24 protein-coding genes, 2 tRNA genes and 1 pseudogene are annotated in these 24,324 nt (G+C 61.5%); 11 read left to right on the top strand and 16 right to left on the bottom strand.

What is annotated here, in order from left to right:
* The first annotated feature begins 79 nt into the window (after window positions 1–79).
* On the top strand, window positions 80–1,432 hold the full coding sequence (locus KF707C_RS10465) for a GntP family permease (protein ID WP_004422600.1): 1,353 nt from the start codon (window positions 80–82) through the stop codon (window positions 1,430–1,432).
* 183 nt (window positions 1,433–1,615) lie between these two features.
* Window positions 1,616–2,035, top strand: a complete 420-nt coding sequence (locus KF707C_RS10460; protein ID WP_004422597.1) for an Ohr family peroxiredoxin — start codon at window positions 1,616–1,618, stop codon at window positions 2,033–2,035.
* Between the two features lie 157 nt (window positions 2,036–2,192).
* On the opposite strand, the gene KF707C_RS10455 is transcribed toward KF707C_RS10460, so the two are convergent.
* On the bottom strand, window positions 2,193–2,621 hold the full coding sequence (locus tag KF707C_RS10455; RefSeq protein ID WP_036994203.1) for a cupin domain-containing protein: 429 nt from the start codon (window positions 2,619–2,621) through the stop codon (window positions 2,193–2,195).
* 21 nt (window positions 2,622–2,642) lie between these two features.
* On the bottom strand, window positions 2,643–2,918 hold the full coding sequence (locus tag KF707C_RS30135) for a hypothetical protein (RefSeq protein WP_192817706.1): 276 nt from the start codon (window positions 2,916–2,918) through the stop codon (window positions 2,643–2,645).
* Between the two features lie 185 nt (window positions 2,919–3,103).
* Here KF707C_RS30135 and KF707C_RS30025 point away from each other — a divergent pair, with 185 nt between their 5' ends.
* The gene (locus KF707C_RS30025) at window positions 3,104–3,394 is read left to right on the top strand and encodes a hypothetical protein (RefSeq protein ID WP_192817705.1); all 291 of its coding nucleotides are present in this window, start codon (window positions 3,104–3,106) and stop codon (window positions 3,392–3,394) included.
* Window positions 3,395–3,471: 77 nt separating this feature from the next.
* Here KF707C_RS30025 and KF707C_RS10445 read toward each other — a convergent pair.
* The 9 genes from KF707C_RS10445 to thrS form a co-directional block, all read right to left on the bottom strand.
* Window positions 3,472–3,548: transfer RNA gene (locus KF707C_RS10445), tRNA-Pro, on the bottom strand.
* A gap of 85 nt (window positions 3,549–3,633) precedes the next feature.
* A complete protein-coding gene (locus KF707C_RS10440; RefSeq protein ID WP_004422594.1) occupies window positions 3,634–3,990 on the bottom strand; it encodes a MerR family transcriptional regulator in 357 nt (118 codons plus the stop codon).
* Window positions 3,971–4,273 (bottom strand): integration host factor subunit alpha, encoded by a 303-nt coding sequence (gene ihfA, locus KF707C_RS10435; protein ID WP_003282572.1) that lies wholly within the window; start codon window positions 4,271–4,273, stop codon window positions 3,971–3,973. Before ihfA ends, KF707C_RS10440 begins: the two co-directional genes overlap by 20 nt.
* Before the next feature lie 3 nt (window positions 4,274–4,276).
* A complete protein-coding gene (gene pheT, locus KF707C_RS10430; protein ID WP_004422592.1) occupies window positions 4,277–6,655 on the bottom strand; it encodes a phenylalanine--tRNA ligase subunit beta in 2,379 nt (792 codons plus the stop codon).
* A gap of 36 nt (window positions 6,656–6,691) precedes the next feature.
* Window positions 6,692–7,708, bottom strand: a complete 1,017-nt coding sequence (pheS, locus tag KF707C_RS10425) for a phenylalanine--tRNA ligase subunit alpha (protein ID WP_004422591.1) — start codon at window positions 7,706–7,708, stop codon at window positions 6,692–6,694.
* Between the two features lie 94 nt (window positions 7,709–7,802).
* Complete coding sequence (gene rplT, locus KF707C_RS10420; RefSeq protein ID WP_004422590.1) at window positions 7,803–8,159, bottom strand: 50S ribosomal protein L20; 357 nt, start codon at window positions 8,157–8,159, stop codon at window positions 7,803–7,805.
* Window positions 8,160–8,187: 28 nt separating this feature from the next.
* On the bottom strand, window positions 8,188–8,382 hold the full coding sequence (rpmI, locus tag KF707C_RS10415) for a 50S ribosomal protein L35 (protein WP_004422589.1): 195 nt from the start codon (window positions 8,380–8,382) through the stop codon (window positions 8,188–8,190).
* A 61-nt stretch (window positions 8,383–8,443) separates the two neighbouring features.
* Window positions 8,444–8,995 carry a translation initiation factor IF-3 gene (gene infC / locus KF707C_RS10410; RefSeq protein WP_172424938.1) on the bottom strand — a complete coding sequence of 184 codons (552 nt, stop codon included), beginning with the start codon at window positions 8,993–8,995 and terminating at the stop codon, window positions 8,444–8,446.
* Window positions 8,995–10,917 carry a threonine--tRNA ligase gene (gene thrS / locus KF707C_RS10405; protein WP_004422585.1) on the bottom strand — a complete coding sequence of 641 codons (1,923 nt, stop codon included), beginning with the start codon at window positions 10,915–10,917 and terminating at the stop codon, window positions 8,995–8,997. The genes infC and thrS overlap by 1 nt, the downstream gene beginning before the upstream one ends.
* A 473-nt stretch (window positions 10,918–11,390) precedes the next feature.
* Here thrS and KF707C_RS29445 point away from each other — a divergent pair, with 473 nt between their 5' ends.
* Entirely contained in the window at window positions 11,391–11,543 is a 153-nt protein-coding gene (locus tag KF707C_RS29445; RefSeq protein ID WP_004422583.1) for a hypothetical protein, read from the top strand.
* Between the two features lie 9 nt (window positions 11,544–11,552).
* Here the strand turns inward: KF707C_RS29445 and KF707C_RS10400 are convergent, their stop codons facing one another.
* A complete protein-coding gene (locus tag KF707C_RS10400; protein ID WP_131679699.1) occupies window positions 11,553–11,795 on the bottom strand; it encodes a hypothetical protein in 243 nt (80 codons plus the stop codon).
* 173 nt (window positions 11,796–11,968) lie between these two features.
* On the opposite strand from KF707C_RS10400, the gene KF707C_RS10395 reads away from it, so the two are divergent.
* The gene (locus tag KF707C_RS10395) at window positions 11,969–12,319 is read left to right on the top strand and encodes a hypothetical protein (protein WP_051050794.1); all 351 of its coding nucleotides are present in this window, start codon (window positions 11,969–11,971) and stop codon (window positions 12,317–12,319) included.
* Between the two features lie 156 nt (window positions 12,320–12,475).
* Here the strand turns inward: KF707C_RS10395 and KF707C_RS10390 are convergent.
* Window positions 12,476–12,552: transfer RNA gene (locus KF707C_RS10390), tRNA-Val, on the bottom strand.
* A 184-nt stretch (window positions 12,553–12,736) separates the two neighbouring features.
* Between KF707C_RS10390 and KF707C_RS10385 the strand changes: the two genes are divergently transcribed.
* Window positions 12,737–14,020 (top strand): NAD(P)/FAD-dependent oxidoreductase, encoded by a 1,284-nt coding sequence (locus tag KF707C_RS10385; protein WP_004422579.1) that lies wholly within the window; start codon window positions 12,737–12,739, stop codon window positions 14,018–14,020.
* Between the two features lie 95 nt (window positions 14,021–14,115).
* On the opposite strand, the gene KF707C_RS10380 is transcribed toward KF707C_RS10385, so the two are convergent.
* Entirely contained in the window at window positions 14,116–14,784 is a 669-nt protein-coding gene (locus tag KF707C_RS10380; RefSeq protein ID WP_394296142.1) for a PA2778 family cysteine peptidase, read from the bottom strand.
* A gap of 302 nt (window positions 14,785–15,086) precedes the next feature.
* Here KF707C_RS10380 and KF707C_RS10375 point away from each other — a divergent pair, with 302 nt between their 5' ends.
* The 4 genes and pseudogenes from KF707C_RS10375 to KF707C_RS10360 all read left to right on the top strand — a co-directional run.
* A complete protein-coding gene (locus KF707C_RS10375) occupies window positions 15,087–15,356 on the top strand; it encodes a hypothetical protein (RefSeq protein WP_004422575.1) in 270 nt (89 codons plus the stop codon).
* Window positions 15,357–15,549: 193 nt separating this feature from the next.
* Complete coding sequence (locus KF707C_RS10370) at window positions 15,550–16,563, top strand: GlxA family transcriptional regulator (protein ID WP_036994190.1); 1,014 nt, start codon at window positions 15,550–15,552, stop codon at window positions 16,561–16,563.
* A gap of 4 nt (window positions 16,564–16,567) precedes the next feature.
* Window positions 16,568–16,810, top strand: coding sequence for a DUF1272 domain-containing protein (locus KF707C_RS10365; RefSeq protein WP_004422572.1), 243 nt, complete (start codon window positions 16,568–16,570; stop codon window positions 16,808–16,810).
* A 56-nt stretch (window positions 16,811–16,866) separates the two neighbouring features.
* Window positions 16,867–17,339, top strand: a pseudogene (locus KF707C_RS10360) (MFS transporter); the annotation flags it as partial.
* Window positions 17,340–17,426: 87 nt separating this feature from the next.
* On the opposite strand, the gene nfuA reads toward KF707C_RS10360, so the two are convergent.
* Window positions 17,427–18,011 (bottom strand): Fe-S biogenesis protein NfuA, encoded by a 585-nt coding sequence (gene nfuA / locus KF707C_RS10355; protein WP_004422566.1) that lies wholly within the window; start codon window positions 18,009–18,011, stop codon window positions 17,427–17,429.
* A gap of 140 nt (window positions 18,012–18,151) precedes the next feature.
* The gene (locus KF707C_RS10350) at window positions 18,152–20,398 is read right to left on the bottom strand and encodes a fatty acid cis/trans isomerase (RefSeq protein ID WP_100244226.1); all 2,247 of its coding nucleotides are present in this window, start codon (window positions 20,396–20,398) and stop codon (window positions 18,152–18,154) included.
* Window positions 20,399–20,609: 211 nt separating this feature from the next.
* On the opposite strand from KF707C_RS10350, the gene metH reads away from it, so the two are divergent.
* Window positions 20,610–24,320 (top strand): methionine synthase, encoded by a 3,711-nt coding sequence (gene metH / locus KF707C_RS10345; RefSeq protein ID WP_004422563.1) that lies wholly within the window; start codon window positions 20,610–20,612, stop codon window positions 24,318–24,320.
* Window positions 24,321–24,324 lie beyond the last annotated feature (4 nt).

Genomic DNA, 24,324 nt, shown 5'->3' with positions numbered 1-24,324 from the left:
CACGCACCACGCATCCCGAAAAAGATAGCGCTATCCCGTGCGCATACGTCCCACAACAACGACAATATGAGACAGTCCTATGCCCGCCATATCCCAAGAAACCTTCCTGTTGCTGGACGCAGTGGTCACTATCGTCGGCCTCATCGTCCTGATCACCCGCTTCAGGCTGCACCCCTTCATTGCCCTGATCATCGCCGCCGGGTTTCTCGGTTTAACCTCCGGCATGCCGGTGGAGAAGATCGTCAAATCCTTTCAGGAAGGATTCGGCAGCGTTCTCGGATTCGTCGGGGTGATCCTGGCCCTGGGCACCATGCTCGGCAAACTGATGGCTGAATCAGGCGGTGCCGACCAGATCGCGCGCACGCTGATCCGCGCCTTCGGCAAGGAACGCATCCAATGGTCAATGATGTTCGCCGCCTTTCTGGTGGGCATCCCTTTGTTCTTCGAGATCGGCTTCGTGCTGCTGATCCCGCTGGTATTCATCGTCGCGCGGCGTACCGGCGTCTCGCTGATCAAGATTGGCATCCCGCTGCTGGCCGGCCTATCGGTAGTCCACGGCCTCGTCCCGCCACATCCGGGCCCACTGCTGGCGATCGGTGTGTTCGGCGCCGACATCGGAAAGACCATCCTCTACGGCCTCATCGTCGCCCTGCCCACCGCCATCATCGCCGGACCGCTGTTCGGCAGCCTGATCGCACGGCGCATCCCTGGCAATCCGTCCCTCGAGCTGATGGAGCAACTCGCACATGAGCCAGAGGCCACCAACCTGCCCAGCTTCGGCGTGACCCTGCTGACGGTCCTGCTACCCGTGTTCCTGATGCTGCTGAAAACCTCTGCCGACGTCATGCTTCCGGAGGGGCACATCGCTCGCGCCTGGTTGGACATGCTCGGTCATCCCATCACCGCCCTGCTCCTGGCCCTGCTGCTGGCGCTCTATACCTTCGGCCATGCGCGCGGATTCGACAGCAAGCGGGTGATGAAACTAGTGGATGAAAGCCTCGCGCCCACCGCGGCCATCGTGCTGATCATCGGTGCGGGCGGCGGATTCAAGCAGATGCTCGTAGCCAGTGGTGTGGGTGAAGTGATCGGCAACCTGGCAGTACAGGCGCAGATCTCACCGATCCTCCTGGCCTGGCTGGTCGCCGCGCTTATCCGCATCGCCACCGGCTCGGCCACGGTCGCCACCATCACCGGTGCAGGTATTGTGGTGCCGGTGATCGAGTTGATCCCTGGAGTCAATCGCGAGCTGCTGGTACTCGCCACCGGCGCGGGGTCGTTGATCCTGTCCCATGTCAACGATGCCGGCTTCTGGCTGGTCAAGCAGTACTTCAACATGAGCGTCAGCGAAACCTTCAAGACCTGGACCGCGATGGAGACCCTCCTGTCGGTGGTGGGCCTGGTATTCATACTGCTACTTTCGCTGGTGGTCTGAAGCTTGATGCACGCGGGTGGTTTGTAACGCTCTGTATTTCCGAGCAAAAACAAACACATCGTTGCATGCAGACACCCCGCGAACACAAACCCCCGACATTGGGATGCAAAACTCCGGGACGCCGTCGTTACCCGAGATTCTGCGTAACGACTTACTGCAGCCCACACTCAGGAGCCAGCCCCCGTGATTAACGCTATCGAAAACCTGATCTACACCGGAAAGACCCGCACCATCGGAGGCCGCAACGGCGAGTCGCGCAGTTCGGATGGACGCCTGGACGTCAAACTGTCCGCGCCGGGCTCGTCGGGGCCCGGCACCAATCCAGAGCAACTGCTGGCAGCCGGCTGGTCAGCCTGCTTCATCGGTGCCATCGGCAAGGCCGCTGCCGCACTAAAAGTTGCGCTTCCCAACAATATGGAAGTGCATTCGGAAATAGATCTGGGCACCGTCGGCACCGCGTACTTTCTGCGAGCGAGGTTGAACGTCAGTCTTCCCGGGGTGCCCCTCGATGTCGCTCGGGCACTGGTGGATACCGCGCACGACACCTGCCCTTACTCCAAGGCAACTCGCGGCAACATCGACGTCGAAATCAACCTGATCTGACCTCTGCGTACTCTGCTGGCCGCCTATCGACTGTCAGCAGAGGCGCCCTTCCAACGACTCTCCCTCCACTGAAGTTCTTGGCGAAGGGAAACAGGAACAGGGCGACGGGATACCCGAAGCCCTCGCCCTGTAGTGATCGACCTCACATCATGCCCGCTCACGGCTCCAGGACGAGAAGCGGCTTGCCCTTCCTGACGATATAAGTCGCCAGCTCCGAGGCCTTACCCTCACCGATGTTGGTGGCGATATGCGGCGTGCCAGCCGGGATGTACAGGGACTCGCCGGCCTTGAGGATTACCGGTGCTCGGCCCCTGAGTCGATATTCGAAGGTACCTTCGATCACGTAAGCGACCTCGACACCCGGATGGGAATGATTCGGCGATGCGACGCCTGGATCAAAGTCGACTCGTGCCTGAATCACCTCGTGAACTGAGTCTCCGAGATCATCTCGAGTCAGATCCGTGCGCTGGATACCTTGTTTCCAGTCGCCGCTCGCACCGTTCCCGGCTTGGTGCTGATCGGCCTGGGCAAGACCGGTGAACGCGGTAAGCGCCAGAGCGGCGGCAAGTAGATGGGGATAACGCATGATCGTCTCCTTTCAGAGCTGTCAGAAGGAGGTGCCACTCTGACCAACCGACGTACCGTAGGTGTGTCGAAAGGATGTGGATTCGCAAGCCTGCATGTGTGAAACGACGTGGGATACATCAGGGTACAGTCGGCGGCCAGTCGATCTCGTACCCGCGCTCTGTCGGCATCGACCTGCCAGGCCTGTTTCTTCTCCATGATGCTGAAAGACTTCCATCAGCGAGCCCTCGGCCGATTCGCGTTCGGCGATGAAGCGATAGGTCTGGAACAGGCTCGCATCATTCTTGGACAGGTTCACGCCGCAGCCCCGACGGAAATCTCCCCCGAGGTTGGCACGGGCGACACAAGGAGGAAGTTGAACCTCGGAGCCACAATCACCATTTCCAGCGTCTCTTCGCGAAAACCTGTGCCACTGGTGATTACGTCGGCCACAGAAAGCCCCTGACGCTCGCCGAGGAGAGTTATCAGGGCTGACCCTGAGCCATGGCAAATGCCAAGAATTGGCCTGTTACAACAGGCAAGAAAGGAGGGCTCTCAGCTAAGGGAGTGCATAGGGTCAGCGTCCTTCCTGTTTGCACTTCGTTAGCCCGGCGACTTGAGAGTACTTCGGTAACGGCCGTCTCCCTGCACCGCTATAAGCGGGCCGGTAAGGATGGGCAGAAGATTGCCAGCCATGCCGGCGAGGATACGACGCGCAACTACCAGCGCGACCACGCCGACATGATCTGGTCGGAAGTGGAAGCGGATTCGGATATTGCGGAGTTTGCAGGCTGAGTTTTGCACGCATTTTGCGCACCCCTCAGGAATGAAAAAGTCCCAAGCACCTAAGTGCTTGAGCCTCTTCAGAAATATGGTCGGGACGGAGTGATTCGAACACTCGACCCCTTGCACCCCATGCAAGTGCGCTACCAGGCTGCGCTACGCCCCGACGTTTGTCGCTCGCTCCGTGTCACCGGAACGACGCGAACTATACTTTAAGCTTTTGAATTGTGGAAGGTTTTTTTCAATTTTTTTTACTTGCGGAGGACGTGGAGGACATCTTCGAGTTCGGCGATCATCTGCCGGATGAGTTGCCGGTACTGCGTGGTGTCTTCCTTGGCCTCGTCACCGGAAAGGCGCTGACGCGCGCCGCCGATGGTAAAACCCTGGTCGTACAGCAGCGCCCGGATCTGCCGAATCATCAGCACATCCTGGCGCTGGTAGTAACGCCGGTTACCTCGCCGTTTTACCGGGTTGAGCTGAGGAAACTCCTGCTCCCAGTATCGCAACACGTGGGGTTTGACTGCGCAGAGTTCGCTGACCTCACCAATGGTGAAGTAACGCTTGCCGGGTATCGGCGGCAGTTCGTCGTTATGACTTGGTTCCAGCATAGGCTTCGACCCTGGCTTTGAGTTTCTGCCCTGGACGGAAAGTGACCACACGGCGAGCCGTGATCGGGATTTCCTCTCCTGTCTTCGGGTTCCGGCCAGGCCGCTGGCGCTTGTCACGTAGGTCGAAGTTGCCGAATCCCGACAACTTCACCTGTTCGTTGTGCTCCAGCGCCTGACGGATTTCCTCGAAGAACAGCTCCACCAGTTCCTTGGCTTCCCGTTTATTCAGGCCAAGCTCTTCATAAAGACGTTCAGCCATCTCAGCTTTCGTCAGAGCCCCCATACGCTACTTCCTTAACGTGGCATTGAACCTGTCTTCCAGCGAGGTGACGATGTTTTGCGTTGTGTTGTTCACCTCATCGTCAGTAAGAGTGCGCGATGGATGCTGCCAGGTCAAGCCGACAGCCAGGCTTTTTCTAAGCGGATCAATGCCTTTACCGTGATACACGTCAAAGAGCCTGAGGTCGGTCAGCCATTCGCCGGCGGCCTCGCGGATAGTGGCGAGTACGGATTCGGCGGGAACTTCGCGATCCACCAGCAGAGCGAGGTCACGGCGCACTTCGGGGAAGCGCGACAGCTCACTGAACGCCGGCAGCTTGCCCTTCATCACTTCGGCCAGCACCAACTCGAAGAGGAACACAGGCTGGTCCAGGTCGAGGGATTTGGCCAGCTCCGGATGCAGGGCTCCGAGGAAGCCAACCAGGCGCCCTTCCCTTTCGATGCGCGCGGTCTGACCCGGGTGCAGCGCGGGATGCTGGCCAGGTACGAAACTGAAGGAGCCCAGGTCGCCGGCAGCGCCGAGCACCGACTCGACATCGGCCTTGGCGTCGTAGAAATCCACTCCATCACGGCCATTGGCCCAGCCTTCCGGCAGGCGGGAACCACACAGCACGCCAGCAAGCATGGGTTCCTGCTTGAGGCCTTCGAGCTGACCAACGAAACGCAGGCCGCTTTCGAACAAACGCACGCGAGACTGCTGGCGATTGAGATTGTGCTGCAATGCACTGACCAGGCCCGGCCACAGCGAATCACGCATGGCAGCCATGTCGGCGGAGATGGGGTTCGCCAGAGTGAGCGGCCTGACGCCCGGGCTGAACAGTTCGAACAGCTTGGGATCGATGAAGCTGTAGGTGATGGCTTCGTGGTAACCGCGAGCGACCAATAGGCGACGCAGGGCTGGTAGTTCCACACTGCCTTCGGCGCGAGCAATAGGCGCCAGACGCGCTTGCGGGTAGCGAACCGGAAGCCGGTTGTAGCCGTAGAGACGACCCAGCTCTTCGATCAGGTCGACTTCGAGGCTGATGTCGAAGCGGTGGCTGGGTACTTCGACGCACCACTGTCCAACGCCTTCCGCCGCAACCTTGAGATCCAGGGCGGTGAGCAGACGCACGACTTCGGCGCTGTCCATCTCCATACCCAGCATCTGGTTGATACGCTCGGCACGCAGGGTGACCGGCGCGACCTTGGGCAGATGGACCTCGCTGACCGCCTCGATGATGGGACCGGCTTCACCACCCACGATGTCCAGCAACAGGCCTGTGGCGCGCTCCATGGCTTCGCGGGCGAGCTGGAAATCCACGCCACGCTCGAAGCGATGAGACGAGTCGGTGTGCAGGCCATAGGAGCGAGCCTTACCTGCGACAGCGATGGTGTCGAAGAACGCGCTTTCCAGGAACAGGTCGCGAGTCTTGCCGCTGACACCACTATGTTCGCCCCCCATAACGCCAGCAATGGCCAGGGCGCGGGTGTGGTCGGCGATAACCAACGTATCGGGACGCAAGGTGACTTCCTGGCCGTCCAGCAGGACGAGTTTCTCGCCCTCTTCCGCCATGCGCACTCGGATGCCACCGTTGATTTCGGCGAGGTCGAAGGCGTGCATGGGTTGGCCAAGCTCGAGCATCACATAGTTGGTGATGTCGACAGCGGCGTCGATGCTGCGCACGTCAGCGCGACGCAGACGCTCGACCATCCACAGCGGGGTCGGGCGAGACAGATCGACATTGCGGATGACGCGACCTAGATAGCGTGGGCATGCTGCCGGTGCACTGACTTCGACCGGGCGCACTTCGTCATGCACTGGAGCCACAGCATCGATTTGCGGCCGACTGACCGGGGTGGCGTAGAGCGCACCGACTTCACGGGCGAGGCCGGAGAGGCTGAGGCAATCGCCGCGGTTGGGGGTCAGGCCCAGCTCGATTATCACGTCGTCAAGGCCGAGATAGGCACGGATATCCTGACCTACCACGGCATCGGCTGGCAGCTCCATGAGGCCGTCGTTGTCGTCGCTGATCTTGAGCTCGGAAGCCGAGCAGAGCATGCCATTGGACTCGACGCCACGCAGCTTGGCCTTCTTGATCTTGAAGTCACCGGGAAGTTCGGCACCGATCATGGCGAAGGGGATCTTCAGACCAGGACGCACGTTGGGAGCGCCGCAAACAACCTGGAAAGTTTCGCTGCCACTGCTGACCTGACAAACACGTAGCTTGTCGGCATCGGGATGCTGTTCGGTGCTGAGCACCTCGCCCACTACGACTCCGCTGAAAGCGCCAGCCACTGGGGTAACGCTGTCGACTTCAAGGCCAGCCATGGACAGGCGGGCGACCAGTTCGTCGCGGGAGACCTGCGGGCTTACCCAGCTCCGCAGCCAGTCTTCACTGAATTTCATGTTCCTACTCCTGGGATTCGTTTCTGACCGGACGACCTAGCGGAATTGCGCAAGGAAGCGCAGGTCGTTGTCGAAGAACAGGCGCAAGTCGTTGACGCCATAACGCAGCATGGCCAAGCGTTCGACACCCATTCCGAAGGCGAAGCCCTGGTATTTCTCCGGATCAATGCCGGACATCCGCAGTACATTGGGATGAACCATCCCGCAACCCATCACCTCCAGCCAGCCAGTCTGCTTGCAGACGCGGCAGCCTTTGCCGGAACACATCACGCATTGCATGTCGACTTCGGCGGATGGCTCGGTGAAGGGGAAGAACGAGGGGCGGAAACGGACACCGAGGTCTTTCTCAAAGAAGACGCGCAGGAATTCCTCGATGGTGCCCTTGAGGTCGGCAAAACTCACGCCCTCGTCGATCAGCAGACCTTCGACCTGGTGGAACATCGGCGAGTGCGTGATATCCGAATCGCAGCGATAGACACGCCCGGGACAAACGATGCGGATTGGCGGCTGCCGGGACTCCATGGTGCGTACCTGGACCGGGGAGGTGTGAGTACGCAGCAGCATATTGGCGTTGAAGTAGAAGGTATCGTGCATTGCCCGGGCCGGATGGTGGCCGGGAATGTTGAGCGCTTCGAAGTTGTGGTAGTCGTCTTCGACCTCGGGACCTTCGGCGATGCCGAAACCGATGCGGGTGAAGAACTGCTCGACGCGCTCCAGCGTGCGGGTAACAGGATGCAGGCCACCAGAGGCCTGACCGCGACCTGGCAGGGTCACGTCGATTCGCTCGGCCGCGAGCTTGGCGGCCAGCGCCGCCTGCTCAAGCGAGTCCTTGCGGGTATTCAAGGCGTCCTGAACACGCTCCTTGGCGGCATTGATCAGGGCGCCGACCTTGGGGCGCTCCTCTGCCGGCAGGTCACCCAGGGTCTTCATCACCTGGGTCAGCTCGCCTTTCTTGCCGAGGTATTGAACGCGAATCTGCTCCAGGGCGCTCACGTCTTCAGTTTGTTGCACGGCCTCAAGCGCTTGCGAGACCAGCGCATCCAGATTTTCCATTTACTGACTCCAGATACGAAATAGGGGAAGGGCACAAGGCCCTTCCCCTATTGGTGACGTTCAGCACCGGGCAAGCCCGGTGATTGTCGGGGACTTAAGCCAGTACGGCCTTAGCTTTCTCGACAATCGCAGCAAACGCCGCTTTTTCGTTCACTGCCAGGTCGGCCAGGACCTTACGGTCGATCTCGATGGCCGCTTTTTTCAGGCCGGCGATCAGACGGCTGTAGGACAGACCGTTCAGACGAGCACCAGCATTGATACGAGCGATCCACAGAGCGCGGAACTGACGCTTGCGCTGACGACGGTCACGGTAGGCATATTGGCCAGCCTTGATCACCGCCTGCTTGGCAACGCGGAACACGCGGCTGCGTGCGCCGTAGTAGCCCTTGGCGAGTTTCAGAATTTTTTTGTGACGCTTGCGAGCGATGACGCCGCGCTTAACACGAGCCATGAGTAATTTCCTCTAGAATCTTGACCGATTAACGAACGCGCAGCATGCGCTCCACTTTTGCAACGTCGGACGGGTGCACCAGGGTGCTACCGCGCAGCTGACGCTTACGCTTGGTGGACATTTTGGTCAGGATGTGGCTCTTGAAAGCGTGCTTGTGCTTGAAGCCGGAAGCAGTTTTCAGAAAACGCTTCGCAGCGCCGCTCTTGGTTTTCATCTTTGGCATGTTCGGATACTCCGCATTGAGTGATTACGCATAACCACAAGGCCTGCCAGTGCCCTGGTGGTTATTTTTTCTTTTTGGGTGCGATGACCATCATCAGCTGGCGTCCTTCCAGCTTGGGATGCTGTTCAACGGTGCCGAGTTCAGCAAGGTCAGCTTCGACCCGCTTCAACAGCTCCATGCCCAGCTCCTGGTGAGCCATCTCTCGACCACGGAATCGAAGCGATACCTTGGCCTTATCCCCTTCACTAAGGAAACGTACCAGGTTGCGTAGTTTTACCTGGTAATCCCCTTCTTCCGTCCCTGGACGAAACTTGATTTCTTTAATCTGCTGCTGATGCTGGTTCTTCTTCGCAGCGGCGGCCTGCTTCTTCTTCTCGAAGAGATGCTTGCCGTAATCCATGATCCGGCAAACGGGCGGCACCGCGTCGGCAGAAATTTCTACCAGGTCCAGCTTGGCTTCTTCAGCAACGCGCAGCGCTTCATCAATCGAGACGACGCCAATCTGCTGGCCGTCAGCACCAATCAACCGCACCTCGCGAGCCGTAATGTTCTCGTTGATCGGGGCCTTCGGTTGAGTCCGCTTGTCTTGTCTCATTTCACGCTTAATAGTGATTACTCCAATTCTTGGCGACCACGCCGGGAAACCGCTTGTGCGAGCGTCTCAGAGAAGCTTTCGAGGGGCATGGAACCCAGATCGACACCCTCGCGGGTGCGCACAGCAACGGATCGTGTCTCAACTTCCCGGTCTCCAATAACCAAGAGATAGGGAACCTTGAGCAAAGTATGCTCGCGGATTTTAAAGCCGATCTTCTCGTTTCTCAAGTCGGACTTGGCACGAAAGCCGCTTTCGTTGAGCACCCTCTCCACCTCAAGGGCGAAGTCAGCCTGCTTGTCAGTGATGTTCATGATCACGGCCTGGGTCGGCGCGAGCCACGCTGGGAAGGCGCCAGCGTAATGCTCGATCAGCATGCCGATGAAGCGCTCGAAGGAGCCCAGGATCGCGCGATGCAACATGACCGGACGGGTACGACTGTTATCTTCGGCGATATAGCTGGCATCGAGCCGCTCCGGCAGGTTCGGATCGTACTGCAGGGTGCCGCACTGCCAGTTACGACCCAGGCAATCCTTCAGAGTGAATTCGATCTTCGGACCGTAGAACGCCCCTTCGCCCGGCTGGTATTCCCAGGCGAGACCGGATTCGTTCAGCGCATCAGCCAGAGCCGTCTCTGCACGATCCCACAGCTCCTCGGAGCCCACACGCTTGGCGGGGCGAGTCGACAGCTTCATGGCGATATCGGAGAAGCCAAAATCCTTGTAGACCTGCAGGGTCAGCTTGATGAAGTCGGCCGCCTCCTTCTTCACCTGCTCTTCAGTGCAGAAAATGTGGGCGTCGTCCTGAGTGAAACCACGCACACGCATGATGCCATGCAGGGCCCCCGAGGGTTCGTTGCGATGGCAAGCACCGAACTCAGCCAGGCGCAGAGGCAGGTCACGATAGGACTTCAGGCCCTGGTTGAATATCTGCACGTGGCACGGGCAGTTCATCGGCTTCACCGCGTAGTCGCGGCTTTCCGACGAAGTGGTGAACATATTCTCGGCATAGTTCGACCAGTGGCCGGAACGCTCCCAGAGTATGCGATCCACAACCTGCGGGGTGCGCACCTCGACGTAGCCATGATCGCGCTGGACCTTGCGCATGTACTGCTCGAGCACCTGATAGACGGTCCAGCCATTGGGATGCCAGAACACCATGCCCGGAGCCTCTTCCTGCAAATGGAAAAGGTCCAACTGCTTGCCGATACGACGATGATCGCGCTTCTCGGCCTCCTCGATGCGCTGAACGTAGGCCGCCAGCTGCTTCTTGTCCGCCCAAGCGGTGCCATAGATGCGCTGCAACTGCTCGTTCTTGGAGTCGCCACGCCAGTAGGCACCGGAAATCTTGGTCAGCTTGAACGCCTTGAGGAACCGGGTATTCGGCACGTGCGGACCGCGGCACATATCGACGTACTCCTCATGGAAGTACAAACCCATGGCGGTTTCGTCAGGCATGTCATCGATCAGGCGCAGCTTGTACTCCTCGCCACGCGCCTTGAACACCTCGATCACTTCGGCACGAGGCGTCATCTTCTTGATGACGTCGTAGTCCTTCTCGATCAGCTCGCCCATACGCTTCTCGATGGCCGCCAAATCCTCGGGAGTGAAGGGGCGCTCGAAGGCGATGTCGTAATAGAACCCCTCGTCGATTACAGGACCGATCACCATCCGCGCAGTCGGATAAAGCTGCTTGACCGCATGCCCCACGAGGTGCGCGCAGGAGTGACGAATAATCTCCAGCCCCTCCTCGTCCTTCGGCGTAATGATCTGCAAGGTCGCGTCGGATTCGATCAAGTCGCAAGCATCAACCTGCTTGCCGTTCACCTTGCCAGCCAAGGTGGCCTTGGCGAGGCCCGCACCAATGGACTGGGCGACCTCGAGCACAGATACAGGCCTATCGAACGAACGCTGACTGCCGTCGGGAAGAGTAATGATGGGCATGGCGCCTCCTCTCCTAGTGGTGACCTCTACCAAAGGCCACATGGGTTGGGATGAGCCAGTAAGCGATTCGGTGGTATGCCCGCCATACGGTGGCAGGAGCCTTGCAGCCAACCTGGGCCGAACCAGAGTCACTGGAGGTAATAAATAAGAGCGGAATGCTTACAGAAAGCGAAAGCCGCCACAAGCGAGACCACGAAAAAAGGCGCCTAAGGCACCTTCTCGCCCCGCAAGACACAGAGCCATCACACCGACACAATAGTCGGCGCGACATCGCAAGCGGAATGCTATCACAAAAAAAATCAATCACTTAGACGAAGAAATCGAGGACCAGAAAGGACGAGAGAGCCACTACAAAGGCAGCAGGAACCACTCAAGGGCAACGCTCGCACACCCCACCCGCACCCTCAATGAGCCCAACCCATTTCCTCGCGAATGCACTCTGATATCATCCCCCCCCGCCAACGGAGGGCCCCATGAAAGAACAACGGAAGTTTCACGGACTACGCGCCCACATCGACGACCTGCTCAACCGGGGCTGGACCATCACCTCCCGTGAACCCCTGCTACTGAAGCGCGGACGCAACCGACTGCAGGTCTGTCACGGAATGCTGATCAGCTGCGACTGACGCCACACATCACCTGCCACCCCCAGCGACGGTGGTGATCTCGAACATCAACTGATCCACGACCTCATCCAGCACCCCCTGTCCGACAAGGGATTCCAGCGTAACCCCCGTAATACGCAACGCCTCCAGCGTCGCAGGATTGCGGAGGCAGATATTGATGACGCGCCCCGAGGAATACTCGCATTTCACGATAAACCCCGGCAGCACCTTATCGACCTGCGACTGGAGCCGTCGCTGAAGCATCAGCTTCATGAATCCTCCAAGCACTTCCCCGCCCGATTCACAGCCCAACCCTGCAAACCCAAACAGACCACACCCCATCAGACAAGCAAACCGACAACCGGAAATTCCTTCCAAGGAACCTAATTCTGTCTAGGCTGCCTATGGAGAGCATTATCGTTCCCCATCGGATCCAGAGACAGTAGATGCCATTTCGTAACTGGCTGCTCGCAGTACTGATCAGCACCCCGCTGACGGCATTCGCCGCATCGGACCTGGAAGAGCTAGAAGGCTCTACCATCGTCGCCTCAGGCGACATAGAACCCATCACCTGCCCCATTACCGGCAACCATGACTGCCTGAACTGGCCAACCGACCAGTTCAGACTTGCATCGAAAGATGTGTGCTTCAAGGCGGAAATAAGTTGTGGCTACAGCTGCAGCGGATTCATCGCGGAAAAAGAAGGGATCAAATCCATCTACATCCTCAACGCCGGAGTCGGCCCGGAACTCGCACGATCCGATGTCGAACTGATGGTTTGCCCAGAAGAAGAGTGAGCAAGAGGGAGGAAGGGACGCCCCCCCGGAGACGAGACCCCAGACAGCACCGAACTTTACGGACACCCCACGAAGGCACACTCTGCCAGCACCACGGACTCCAACCCCAAAAACCAAAAGGGGCAATCCTTTCGGATTGCCCCTTTTGATTCGATTTGGTAGGCACAATTGGACTCGAACCAACGACCCCCACCATGTCAAGGTGGTGCTCTAACCAACTGAGCTATGTGCCTTCGATGGGTGCGCATTTTACGGACTATCTTTTTGCTGTCAACAGCTTTTTTCGCTAACTCACTGAAAAAGTGGATTTTTTGGTGTTCAGCCTGACGTTGAATATTTTGCACAGAGGCTGGCGGGCCGAAATCAACTGAGGTAGCATCGCCCTATCTGTAAAAAATAAAAAACAGAGATTCCATTATGACGCACACTCCCTACCCCCAGTCCTATTACGCATTCTCGGCCAACCCGGTCCCGCTGCGCCCTGAGCTGCAGGGTGAGGTGGAAACCGATGTCTGCATCATCGGTGCTGGATACACCGGCCTCTCCACTGGCCTGTTCCTGCTGGAGCACGGCTTCAAGGTGACCATCCTCGAAGCCGCGAAAGTAGGCTTTGGCGCTTCCGGTCGCAATGGCGGCCAGATCGTCAACAGCTACAGCCGCGACATCGATGCGATCGAACGCAGCACCAGTGCCAAGAATGCCCAGCTGATGGCAGATATGGCATTCGAGGGCGGTCGCATCATTCGAGACCGTATTCAGAAGTACAACATTCAGTGCGACCTGAAGGACGGCGGCGTGTTCGCGGCCTTCACCAAGAAGCAGATGGGTCACCTGGAAGCGCAGAAGAAGCTCTGGGAACGTTTCGGCCACAAACAACTGGAAATCCTGGACGCCAAGCGCATTCGCGAGGTCGCGGCCACCGATAACTACATCGGCGGCATGCTGGACATGAGCGGTGGTCACATCCATCCGCTGAACCTGGCCCTGGGCGAAGCCGCAGCCATCGAGTCCCTGGGCGGCGTGATTCACGAACAGAGCCCGGCCACTCGCATCGAGCGCGGTGCCAACCCGGTGGTTCACACCCCGAAAGGCCGTGTGAAGGCCAAGTTCGTCGTGGTCGCCGGTAACGCCTACCTGGGCAACCTGGTACCGGAGCTGGCCAGCAAGTCCATGCCCTGCGGCACCCAGGTGATCACCACCGAACCATTGCCGGAAGACCTCGCCCGCAGCCTGCTGCCCCAGGACTACTGCGTGGAGGACTGCAACTACCTGCTGGACTACTACCGCCTCTCCGGCGACCGCCGACTGATCTATGGAGGCGGCGTGGTCTACGGCGCCCGCGACCCGGCGAACATCGAGGCGATCATCCGTCCGAAGATGCTGGCGACCTTCCCGCAACTGAAGAACGTGAAGATCGACTTCGCCTGGACCGGGAACTTCCTGTTGACCCTGTCCCGCCTGCCCCAGGTCGGTCGGATCGGCGACAACATCTACTATTCCCAGGGTTGCAGTGGCCACGGCGTGACCTACACCCACATCGCCGGCAAGGTGATCGCCGAGACGCTTCGCGGCCAGGCCGAACGCTTCGACGCCTTCGCCAGCCTGCCGCACTACCCCTTCCCGGGTGGTCGCCTGTTCCGCGTGCCCTTCACCGCGATGGGCGCCTGGTACTACACCATGCGCGACAAGTTGGGCGTGTAATCGTCCAGGCATGAATAACGGCGCCCTCGGGCGCCGTTTTCATTTGAACGAAGCAGCCCTGGTCGCCGGGAGCGGTAGCTCCAGGCGCGGCAGATTCACTCCACCTGCAAACGCGCCATCTTCGCGGCATTGTCCTGCCCCGCCTCCGCCAGTTCATCGGCCGCTTTCAGCCAGCGCGCCCGATCCACCGATGCGGGCAGCTGGTTCGGCGCCAGGACCAGAACCGCCCAGCCTCCAGCCGCCTGCCAGCGCGACTCGAAGGATGAAAAGCTGACCAAGGCGCGACGTTCGTGCCCAAGCCGCAGAAGCACCTGGCGATTATCACGCTCGTAGCCGACCAGCAGCGCATAGCGCCCCGCATCGCCCAGGTTGAAACTGTCCTCCAGGTAGAGCAACACCGGGTTACCAGCCACCACCTGCTCCAGCAGGTCCTCCAGGCGCGCCTCCAATGGATAGACCAGTAACCCATGCTGACGCGCGGTGGTCACCAGTCCTTCGCGCAGGGCGGTTTCCTGCTGCGGCAGCTTCAGCGCCTTCTCGATCATCCCCGGCGAAACTTCGTCGCCCTGCTGGTTCAGCAAGGCGGCCAAGGCGGCAGGCGCGCCCTGGTAGGCATTCTGCGCGAAGAAAGGCACACCGCTCAGTTCCACGCGTTGCGGCATCGCGCGCAGGGTCGGTGACAGCGGCTCTCCGGCACACCCCGCGAGCAACAAGGCACAACAAGCAGCAAGGACGGGGCGGCGCATGCGGTTCAGGGCGGACACGGGATCACTCGCTCATGACGGGAAATGGCGATCGATATTACTGACAGCCACCTCCCGGGTATACCAGCGACAGAATCTGACACCCACCTGACGACCCATTACACGCCCTGGCGCACGCAAAAGCGCAGGATCCGGCGTACAGGACTCCGCTGGCCGTTCATTTCAGCGACAAAAACTTATTTCTTCACGACGCCCTGTGACTTCCTGGTCATCTTCCGCCATCCACATTCACGACGGTGTAACAGAGGCCTGGTGCCAAATCCGTCGCCTTCATTGGGCACAATATGGAGAGACCCTCACCCATGAACACTCCGCTGCGTTTCAACGAAGCACTGATCATCGCCGGTCGCGCCTTCAAACCTTTCCAATGCGTCGCCTGGGCTCCCCAGGATGGCACTGGCGAACTGAGCATCAGCGTCATCGACCGCACCAGCACCCGCCTGCTGGGCCGCTCGCAGATTCCGAGCAGCACCTATTCCGACCCCGCGCAACTGGCTGACATCCTCATCCAGTCCCGTGAGGAACTGAGCCGCAAGGGCTACAGCCTCGAACCCTGGTCCATGCCGGAGTAATACCCCTCCAGCCTCTGTGCCCAATGCGAGGCGAGCAGGCCCCTGCTCGCCTTGGCAAGTTTTCCTCCGCCCTCCCCCCTCGATAACCTCCCCCCGCCATTTGCGCATGCGTGGCCAGATCTGTGGGGTTATTGTCATTGTTGCCATACTCGATCCACTCCACACTGACGCCATCGCCCGCGCCGAGACCGTCATGGACCCGATTCGCACCATCGCCTGCCTCGCCTTTCCCGATGTGATGAGCCTGGATGTGACCGGCCCCTTGCAGGTGTTCGCTTCAGCCAATGTCGAGCGCCAGCGTCAGGGATTGCCGGCCAGCTATGCACTTCAGTTGCTGGGCCCCGACGTCGGCCCCGTGAAAACCTCAGCAGGTTTTTCGCTGGTGGCCGAACGCGCCTGGCGGGAGGTTGATCCTGGCGACCTGGACACCCTGCTGATCGCGGGCGGCCAGGGCGTCGATGTCCAGCGCCGGGACCAGGCACTGCTGGACTGGCTGCGTCTGGCGGAAACCAAAGTGCGACGCCTCGGTTCGATCTGCTCGGGCGCCCTGGTGCTGGCTGCCGCAGGATTGCTGCAAGGCCGTCTTGCGACCACCCACTGGGCGGACGTGGATGCGCTCTGCCAACACGCCGATATCGAAGTCCAGGGCGACCGCCTGCACACCTTCGCCCCCGATGGATGCGATGGCGACGCTCATGTATTCACCTCGGCAGGCGTCACCGCCGGAATCGACCTCGCGCTGGCCCTGGTGGAAGCCGACCTCGGGCGCCCCACCGCACTGGCGGTGGCCAGGCGGCTGGTGCTCTATCTGCGTCGCCCCGGAGGGCAGGCGCAGTTCAGCCCGCTGCTGCACACCGACCCGGTGCGCACACCGCGGCTGGCCGCTCTGCTGGACTGGATACCCGCCCACCTCGGCGACGATCTTTCCCTTGATCGCCTCGCTGCCCAGGCCCACATGTCGCCCCGTTCGCTGTCACGGGCATTCGCTGACGAGCTGGGCCTGACGCCCGGCAAGTACGTGGAGCGCGTGCGCCTGGAGGCCGCGCGAGGCCTGCTGCTGGACGCCCAGGCCTCCATTGCCACCGTGGCCCGACTGACGGGGTTCGGTCACCCGGAAAACCTGCGTCGCACCTTTCATAAGCACCTGTCCGTCAGCCCGCAGGAGTATGCGGAGCGCTTCGGACGCTCACCCCGGGAACGAGGATGACACCATGCTGGAACTACGCCCCAACTGCGAGTGCTGCGACCGCGACCTGCCAGCGGATTCCGACCAGGCGCGGATCTGCTCCTTCGAGTGCACTTTCTGCCGCGACTGTGTCGAACAGCGCCTGGCCGGAGCCTGCCCCAACTGCGGCGGTGAACTGGTGCGTCGCCCCATTCGACCCGCCAGCAAGCTGCAGCGATTTCCGGCTTCGAGCCAGCGCATCCACAAACCCGGCGACTGCCCTGCCTGACCTTCGCCATCAAGGACGAACTCCACCATTCGCCTGATCTTCGCCGGCCAGGCGCTCTGGCCATGAATTTCTGCGGCGTCCCTCTGGAGGCCAGCGCAGAGGTGATCCGCTGGCACATGGTGGGCATATTCCTCCCGGCCTTCATCGCCGGACCGCTGGTGGACCGCCTTGGGAGCCGTCGGGTCGCCGTGCTCGGTGGCGCGCTCTTGCTCGGCAGCGCCTCGATCGCCCTGCTCGGAATGAGCACTATGACTTTCCTGGCCAGCTCCTTCCTGCTGGGCGTTGGCTGGAACCTGATGCTGGTCGCGGGCACCACGCTGCTCGGGGAGGGCCACGCCCCGGAGGAGCGAGGGCAGGCCCAGGGGTTGATGGAACTGGCAACAGCCTGGTGGCGGCTTGTGCCTCCTTCGCCTCGAGTGTGCTGATCAGCGGGATCGGCTGGAATGCCGTGAAGATCGGCATGCTGCCGCTGTTGGCATTCGCGGCGCTGATGCAGAGACCCGTGCGGCGCACCCTGGTGGAGTCCTGAAAACGCTGGGCTCGCTCACACGAAGCCTGGGTGACACGCCCACGAAAAAGGCGACCCGAAGGTCGCCTCGATCACCTCGTCAACGCCTCAGTAATAGGCGTTTTCGCGGTTGCTGTGGTCGGTGACGTCACGCACCCCCTTCAGCTCCGGGATACGCTCCATCAAGGTTTTCTCGACGCCGTCCTTGAGGGTCATGTCGACCATGCCGCAGCCTTGGCAGCCGCCGCCGAACTGCAGCACCGCGATGCCCTCTTCCACCACATCCACCAGGCTCACCTGGCCACCGTGGCTGGCGAGGCCGGGGTTCACTTCGGTCTGCAGGTAGTAGTTGATGCGCTCGTTGAGGGGACTGTCCTCGTTGACCATCGGCACCTTGGCGTTCGGCGCCTTGATGGTCAGCTGGCCACCCATGCGGTCGGTGGCGTAGTCGACGATGGCGTCCTCGAGGAACGGCTCGCTGACGCCATCGATCCAGGCGGTGAAAGACGCCAGGGCAACGGCGTTGTCCTCGGGCTTCTGCTCACCCGGCTTGCAGTAGGCGATGCAGGTCTCGGCGTATTGGGTACCCGGTTGGGTGATGAAGATACGAATGCCGATGCCCGGGGTGTTCTGCTTCTCCAGCAGATCAGCCAGATAGTCCTCGGCAGCTTGGGTAATGGTGATGGCGCTCATGGCAACTCCTCGCAAACATGGACGCAGTGTACGCCAAAGGAGAGAGACGGTTAAAGCCCTACCAAATTAGTAGGAATAATTCGCGACAAGCTCGACGGGACATTGCCCACAGCCGGGCGGGCGATGTCCTGACTCCGGGTTCACAAATTCTGATAACGATTCATGTCCAATATGCCCGCCTCTATCGGCTCTTTCTCCCGGATGTAGGCCGACATGTCGTGGAAGTAGGTCCAGAACCGCGGATGGGTCCGGCGGATGCCCCAGCGCTCCACCACCTTGTCGAAGCCGACGCCGTCCCTCACCCGCTCCAACTGGCCCACGAAGGACGGCACCTCCTCCGCCTTCAGGTTGAAGATGAAATTGGGATAGCTGCTGAGCACGCCCGGATAGAGCGTCAGGCTGTCCAGCCCCGGCTGGTAGCGCAGCTCCTCGCCCAGCATGAAGGCCACGTTGCTGTGGGCGCGATTGCGCAACAGGCTGTAGACCTCACGCTGGCCATTGGGCAACTCCACACGAAGCAGCGTGGCCTCGGGCAACTGCTCGATCACCTTGAGCCCCGCCGCCGGCCGGCTCGCCAGACGGCTCAGCACCTGTTCCACCTGCTGCCATTCCGGTGCTATGTCGCTCCGATAGCAGCGTCCGTCGACGCAGCGGTTGATGGGGTCCGGACGCGCATTGAGACTGGCATACCGGGCCAGCAAGGCCTGGGCGAAATCCCGCTTGGGATCGTCGCCCGCCAGCACCAGCCCAGTGGCGGTATCACTGTCGATGCGCTGGTAATCCAGCCACATCTTCACCTTGCCGCTGTTCTGGTACCAGTCGTCCAGCAGGGCCCTGCGCGCACCCGGCGGCATCAGGCGAAGAAAGTTGACCTCGGCGCCATTGCGGATCAGGTCGAAGTACAGGCGCGTCTGCGCCTGGTGCGAGACATTGCCGAAGACGTCGAAGTTGACCACCAGTTGGTAGTAGGTGCGTTCAAACAGCGGATAGTCCATCCACCAGAGGGTCTGGGGCACCTCGCCGATCAGGCCCTTGCGGACCGAAGCGCTGTCGAACTGGCGGAAGATGGACAGCAGCGCGTTGTCGTTGCCGGCCCAGATATGAGCCCAGCTCGGCGGCGGCGCGTCGGCGTAGGCCTGCATGCGCAGTGCCTCGTAATCGTTGCGCTTGTTGCGATAGCTGCGCCAGAGCCCCAGCAGATCCCCGATGTCGTCGAACTGGCCGGGCATGGCCAGCAACGGCGTAGCCTGCTCGCGGTACTGCGCATCGGTGATGTAGAGGTCGTGGGCCGGATCCTGGAACAGGGTCCAGAAGTTGTCCCGGATCACATCGGTGGCGATCTGCCCGCGACACACCGGGCCCCGGATGAAGGTGCGCACGAAATACTCGGCGTTATCCAGCATGAACTGGTAACGCGCCCGGGCCGGGATGGCCTGGAAGGTCTCGAAGGGGTTGGCGCGGCGTTGGGCACCGTAGCCGGGCACGGCATCGGCCTGCCAGTCGGAGCTGAAGAAGAGTTCCCGGACCCTCGCCAGCTTCCGGTCGCTCAGGGGGTAGGTGATGTGGGTCTTGTGGACGATCACGCCCTGGATGGGCCAGAAACGGTAGTAGAAGGTGCTGCCCGGATCGTCGTTGGGCCGCCGGGTGGCGATGGGGTCGATGGGCTCGCCGCTGGGGGTGCGCGAGCGCACCAGCTGGAAGAAGCGTCCCGCTTCGCCACCGTCGAAATAGAGGTGGGCGAGGAACAGGTGCTCGAACAGCCAGCGCCCCACCAGTGCCTCCCGCGCGCCGGGCGCGTTCAGCAGTCGCTCCCAGGCTTCGACCTGCCGCTGCTCGACGGCGCTGGGCCGGATGACCTGTTCCTCGACCCTGGCGCCTTCCGCCAGCCAGCGCTGAAGGGTCTGGTGCTCCTGCTCGCTGAGCCCGGTGACGGCAAAGGGCATACCGGCGCGGGGATGCTTCCTGGCGAAGTCATCGAACTCCCCCGGACGCGGGCACTGGTTCTGCCGGCTGATGCCCAGTTCCAGGTCGGCGGGCAGCTTGGCGTTGGGTTCGGGCGGATTGCTCCGGCCCAGTTCCAGCATCCGCGCCATCAGCGCCGCCTGGGCCCCGCTGGCGTCCAGCACCGAGTGGAAGTCCTTGCGCCGCCAGGCTTCCTCGCCCCGGGCATCGAAATACAGCCGACTGGGCGCCTGCGCCCGGGTGCGGCCACCATCGTAGACCGACAGCTTGCTCGCGCCCCGCGCCGCGCCCTCGGCACTGCCCAGGTTGAGCTGGCACGGCGAGTCGTAGCAGGCATGGCAGGCCACGCACTTCTGGGTAAAGATCGGCTGGATGTCGCGGCTGTAGGAAATCTCCGCCGCCAGCGTGGTGCGCCCCAGCAGCATGAGCAGAAGCAGGAGGAAAAGCGGGTAGCGCGGCGACATGTTTCGATCCCTGAGGCGGCAATGGGCGGATTCTACTGGCTTGCAGCATCCTCCGGAGCATGGGCGCAGCCACCAACATGAGAAGAATTCATGGAAATGGCGGGCAAGCTAAAAATTACTAAGGTTTTGCTATCATCGCCGCCTTTGTTCACCCCAGTCCCAGGTAGTTCCCATGTCCGACCGCATCGCCCGCCAGCACGCCCTGCAACAGGCGCTCAAAGAGCGCATCCTGATCCTCGACGGCGGCATGGGCACCATGATCCAGAGCTACAAGCTGCAGGAAGAGGACTACCGTGGCACCCGCTTCGCCGACTGGCCGAGCGACGTGAAGGGCAACAACGACCTGCTGCTGCTGTCCCGCCCGGACGTGATCCAGGCAATCGAGAAGGCCTACCTCGACGCCGGCGCGGACATCCTGGAAACCAACACCTTCAACGCCACCCAGGTATCCCAGGCCGACTACGGCATGGAATCCCTGGTGTACGAGCTGAACGTAGAGGGCGCGCGGCTGGCCCGTGAAGTGGCCGACGCCAAGACCCTGGAAACCCCGGACAAGCCGCGTTTCGTCGCTGGCGTCCTCGGCCCCACCAGCCGCACCTGCTCCATCTCGCCGGATGTCAACGACCCGGGTTACCGCAACGTCACCTTCGACGAGCTGGTGGAGAACTACACCGAGGCCACCAAGGGCCTGATCGAGGGCGGCGCCGACCTCATCCTGATCGAGACCATCTTCGACACCCTCAATGCCAAGGCGGCGATCTTCGCCGTACAGGGCGTGTTCGAGGAGCTGGGCGTCGAGCTGCCCATCATGATCTCCGGCACCATCACCGACGCCTCCGGCCGCACCCTGTCGGGCCAGACCACCGAAGCCTTCTGGAACTCGGTGAGCCACGCCAAACCCATCTCCGTGGGCCTGAACTGCGCCCTCGGCGCCGCCGACCTGCGTCCCTACCTGGCCGAACTGTCCGCCAAGGCCGGCACCCATGTGTCCGCGCACCCCAACGCCGGGCTGCCCAACGCCTTCGGCGAATACGACGAAACCCCGGCGGAAATGGCCGCCGTGGTGGAAGAATTCGCCGCCAGCGGCTTCCTCAACATCATCGGCGGGTGCTGCGGCACCACCCCGGCGCACATCCAGGCCATCGCCGAAGCCGTGGCCAAGTACCCGCCGCGCGCGATCCCCGACATTCCCAAGGCTTGCCGCCTGTCGGGCCTGGAGCCCTTCACCATCGATCGCAACTCGCTGTTCGTGAACGTCGGCGAGCGCACCAACATCACCGGCTCGGCAAAATTCGCCCGGCTGATTCGTGAGGAAAACTACACCGAGGCCCTGGAAGTCGCCCTGCAGCAGGTGGAAGCCGGCGCCCAGGTCATCGACATCAACATGGACGAGGGCATGCTCGACTCCAAGGCGGCGATGGTGAAGTTCCTCAACCTCATCGCTGGCGAGCCGGACATCTCCCGCGTGCCGATCATGATCGACTCCTCCAAGTGGGAGGTGATCGAGGCCGGCCTGAAGTGCATCCAGGGCAAGGGCATCGTCAACTCCATCTCGATGAAGGAAGGCGTCGAGCAGTTCAAACACCACGCCAAGCTCTGCAAGCGCTACGGCGCCGCCGTGGTGGTGATGGCCTTCGACGAGGTCGGCCAGGCCGACACCCAGGCGCGCAAGGAAGAGATCTGCAAGCGCAGCTACGACATCCTGGTCAACGAAGTGGGCTTCCCGCCGGAAGACATCATCTTCGACCCGAACATATTCGCCGTCGCCACCGGCATCGAGGAACACAACAACTACGCGGTCGACTTCATCAACGCCTGCGCCTACATCCGCGACAACCTGCCCTACGCACTCTCCTCGGGCGGCGTGTCCAACGTGTCCTTCTCCTTCCGTGGCAACAATCCGGTGCGCGAGGCCATCCACTCGGTCTTCCTCTACTACGCGATCCGAAATGGTCTGACCATGGGCATCGTCAACGCCGGCCAACTGGAGATCTACGACGAAATCCCCAAACAGCTGCGCGATGCCGTCGAAGACGTGGTGCTCAACCGCAACCCCAACGCCACCGAGGCGCTGCTGGCCATCGCCGGCCAGTACAAGGGCGATGGCGCAGCCAAGGAAGTCGAGAACGAGGAATGGCGCTCGCTGCCCGTCGACAAGCGCCTCGAACATGCGCTGGTCAAGGGCATCACCGCCTTCATCGTCGAAGACACGGAGGAGTGCCGCCAGCAGTGCGCCCGTCCCATCGAGGTGATCGAGGGCCCGCTGATGGCCGGCATGAACGTGGTCGGCGACCTGTTCGGCTCGGGCAAGATGTTCCTCCCCCAGGTGGTGAAATCCGCCCGCGTGATGAAGCAGGCCGTGGCCCACCTGATCCCCTTCATCGAGGCGGAAAAAGGCGACAAGCCCGAGGCAAAGGGCAAGATCCTCATGGCCACCGTCAAGGGCGACGTCCACGACATCGGCAAGAACATCGTCGGCGTGGTGCTCGGCTGCAACGGCTACGACATCGTCGACCTCGGCGTGATGGTGCCGGCGGAGAAGATCCTCCAGGTAGCCCGCGAGGAGAAATGCGACATCATCGGCCTCTCCGGCCTGATCACCCCTTCCCTGGACGAGATGGTCCACGTCGCCCGCGAAATGCAGCGCCAGGGCTTCCAGCTGCCGCTGATGATCGGCGGCGCCACCACCTCCAAGGCCCACACGGCGGTGAAGATCGAACCCCAGTACAGCAACGACGCCGTGGTCTACGTCACCGACGCCTCGCGTGCCGTGGGCGTGGCCACCAGCCTGCTGTCCAGGGAGCTCAAGGGTGACTTCGTCGAGAAGACCCGGATCGACTACGCCGAAGTCCGCGAGCGCACCGCCAACCGCGCCGCCCGCACCGAGCGACTGGCCTATGCCGACGCCATCGCCAACAAGCCGGCATTCGACTGGACCGGCTATCGCGCCACCAAACCCAGCTTCACCGGCGTGCGCGTGCTGGAAGACATCGACCTGGCGGTGCTGGCCGAGTACATCGACTGGACCCCCTTCTTCATCTCCTGGGATCTGGCCGGCAAATACCCGCGCATCCTTACCGACGAGGTAGTGGGAGAAGCCGCCACCAGCCTGTTCAACGACGCCCAGGCCATGCTCAAGGAGCTGATCGACGGCAAGCTGATCAAGGCGCGCGCGGTGATCGGCTTCTGGCCGGCCAACCAGGTCAACCACGACGACATCGAAGTACGCGACGACCAGGACAAGCCGCTGGCCACCCTGCACCACCTGCGCCAGCAGACCATCAAGCCCGACGGCAAACCGAACCTCAGCCTGGCCGACTTCGTCGCCCCCAAGGAAAGCGGCGTGACGGACTACGTCGGCGGCTTCATCACCACCGCAGGCATCGGCGCCGAGGAGCTGGCCAAGCAGTACGAAGCCAAGGGCGACGACTACAACGCCATCATGGTCAAGGCCCTGGCCGACCGCCTGGCCGAGGCCTGCGCCGAGTGGCTGCACGAGCGCGTGCGCAAGGAATACTGGGGTTACGCCCCGGACGAACAGCTGGACAACGAGGCCCTGATCAAGGAGCAGTACAAGGGCATCCGCCCCGCGCCCGGCTACCCGGCCTGCCCGGACCACACCGAGAAAGCCACCCTGTTCCGCCTGCTGGACCCGACCGCCGACCTCGGCAAACCGGGCCGGAGTGGCGTGTTCCTCACCGAACACTTCGCCATGTTCCCGGCGGCGGCCGTTTCCGGCTGGTACTTCGCGCATCCCGAAGCGCAGTACTTCGCCGTGGGCAAGGTCGAGCGCGACCAGGTGGAGCAGTACAGCAAGCGCAAGGGCCAGGAGCAGCGGGTCAGCGAACGCTGGTTGTCGCCGAACCTGGGCTACGAGATCTGATCCC

The sequence above is a fragment of the Pseudomonas furukawaii genome, from assembly GCF_002355475.1.
GTDB classification, from domain to species: Bacteria; Pseudomonadota; Gammaproteobacteria; order Pseudomonadales; family Pseudomonadaceae; genus Metapseudomonas; species Metapseudomonas furukawaii.
The sequence above is the reverse complement of the archived record's forward strand: the minus strand, read 5'-3'. Positions and strand labels throughout refer to the sequence as shown.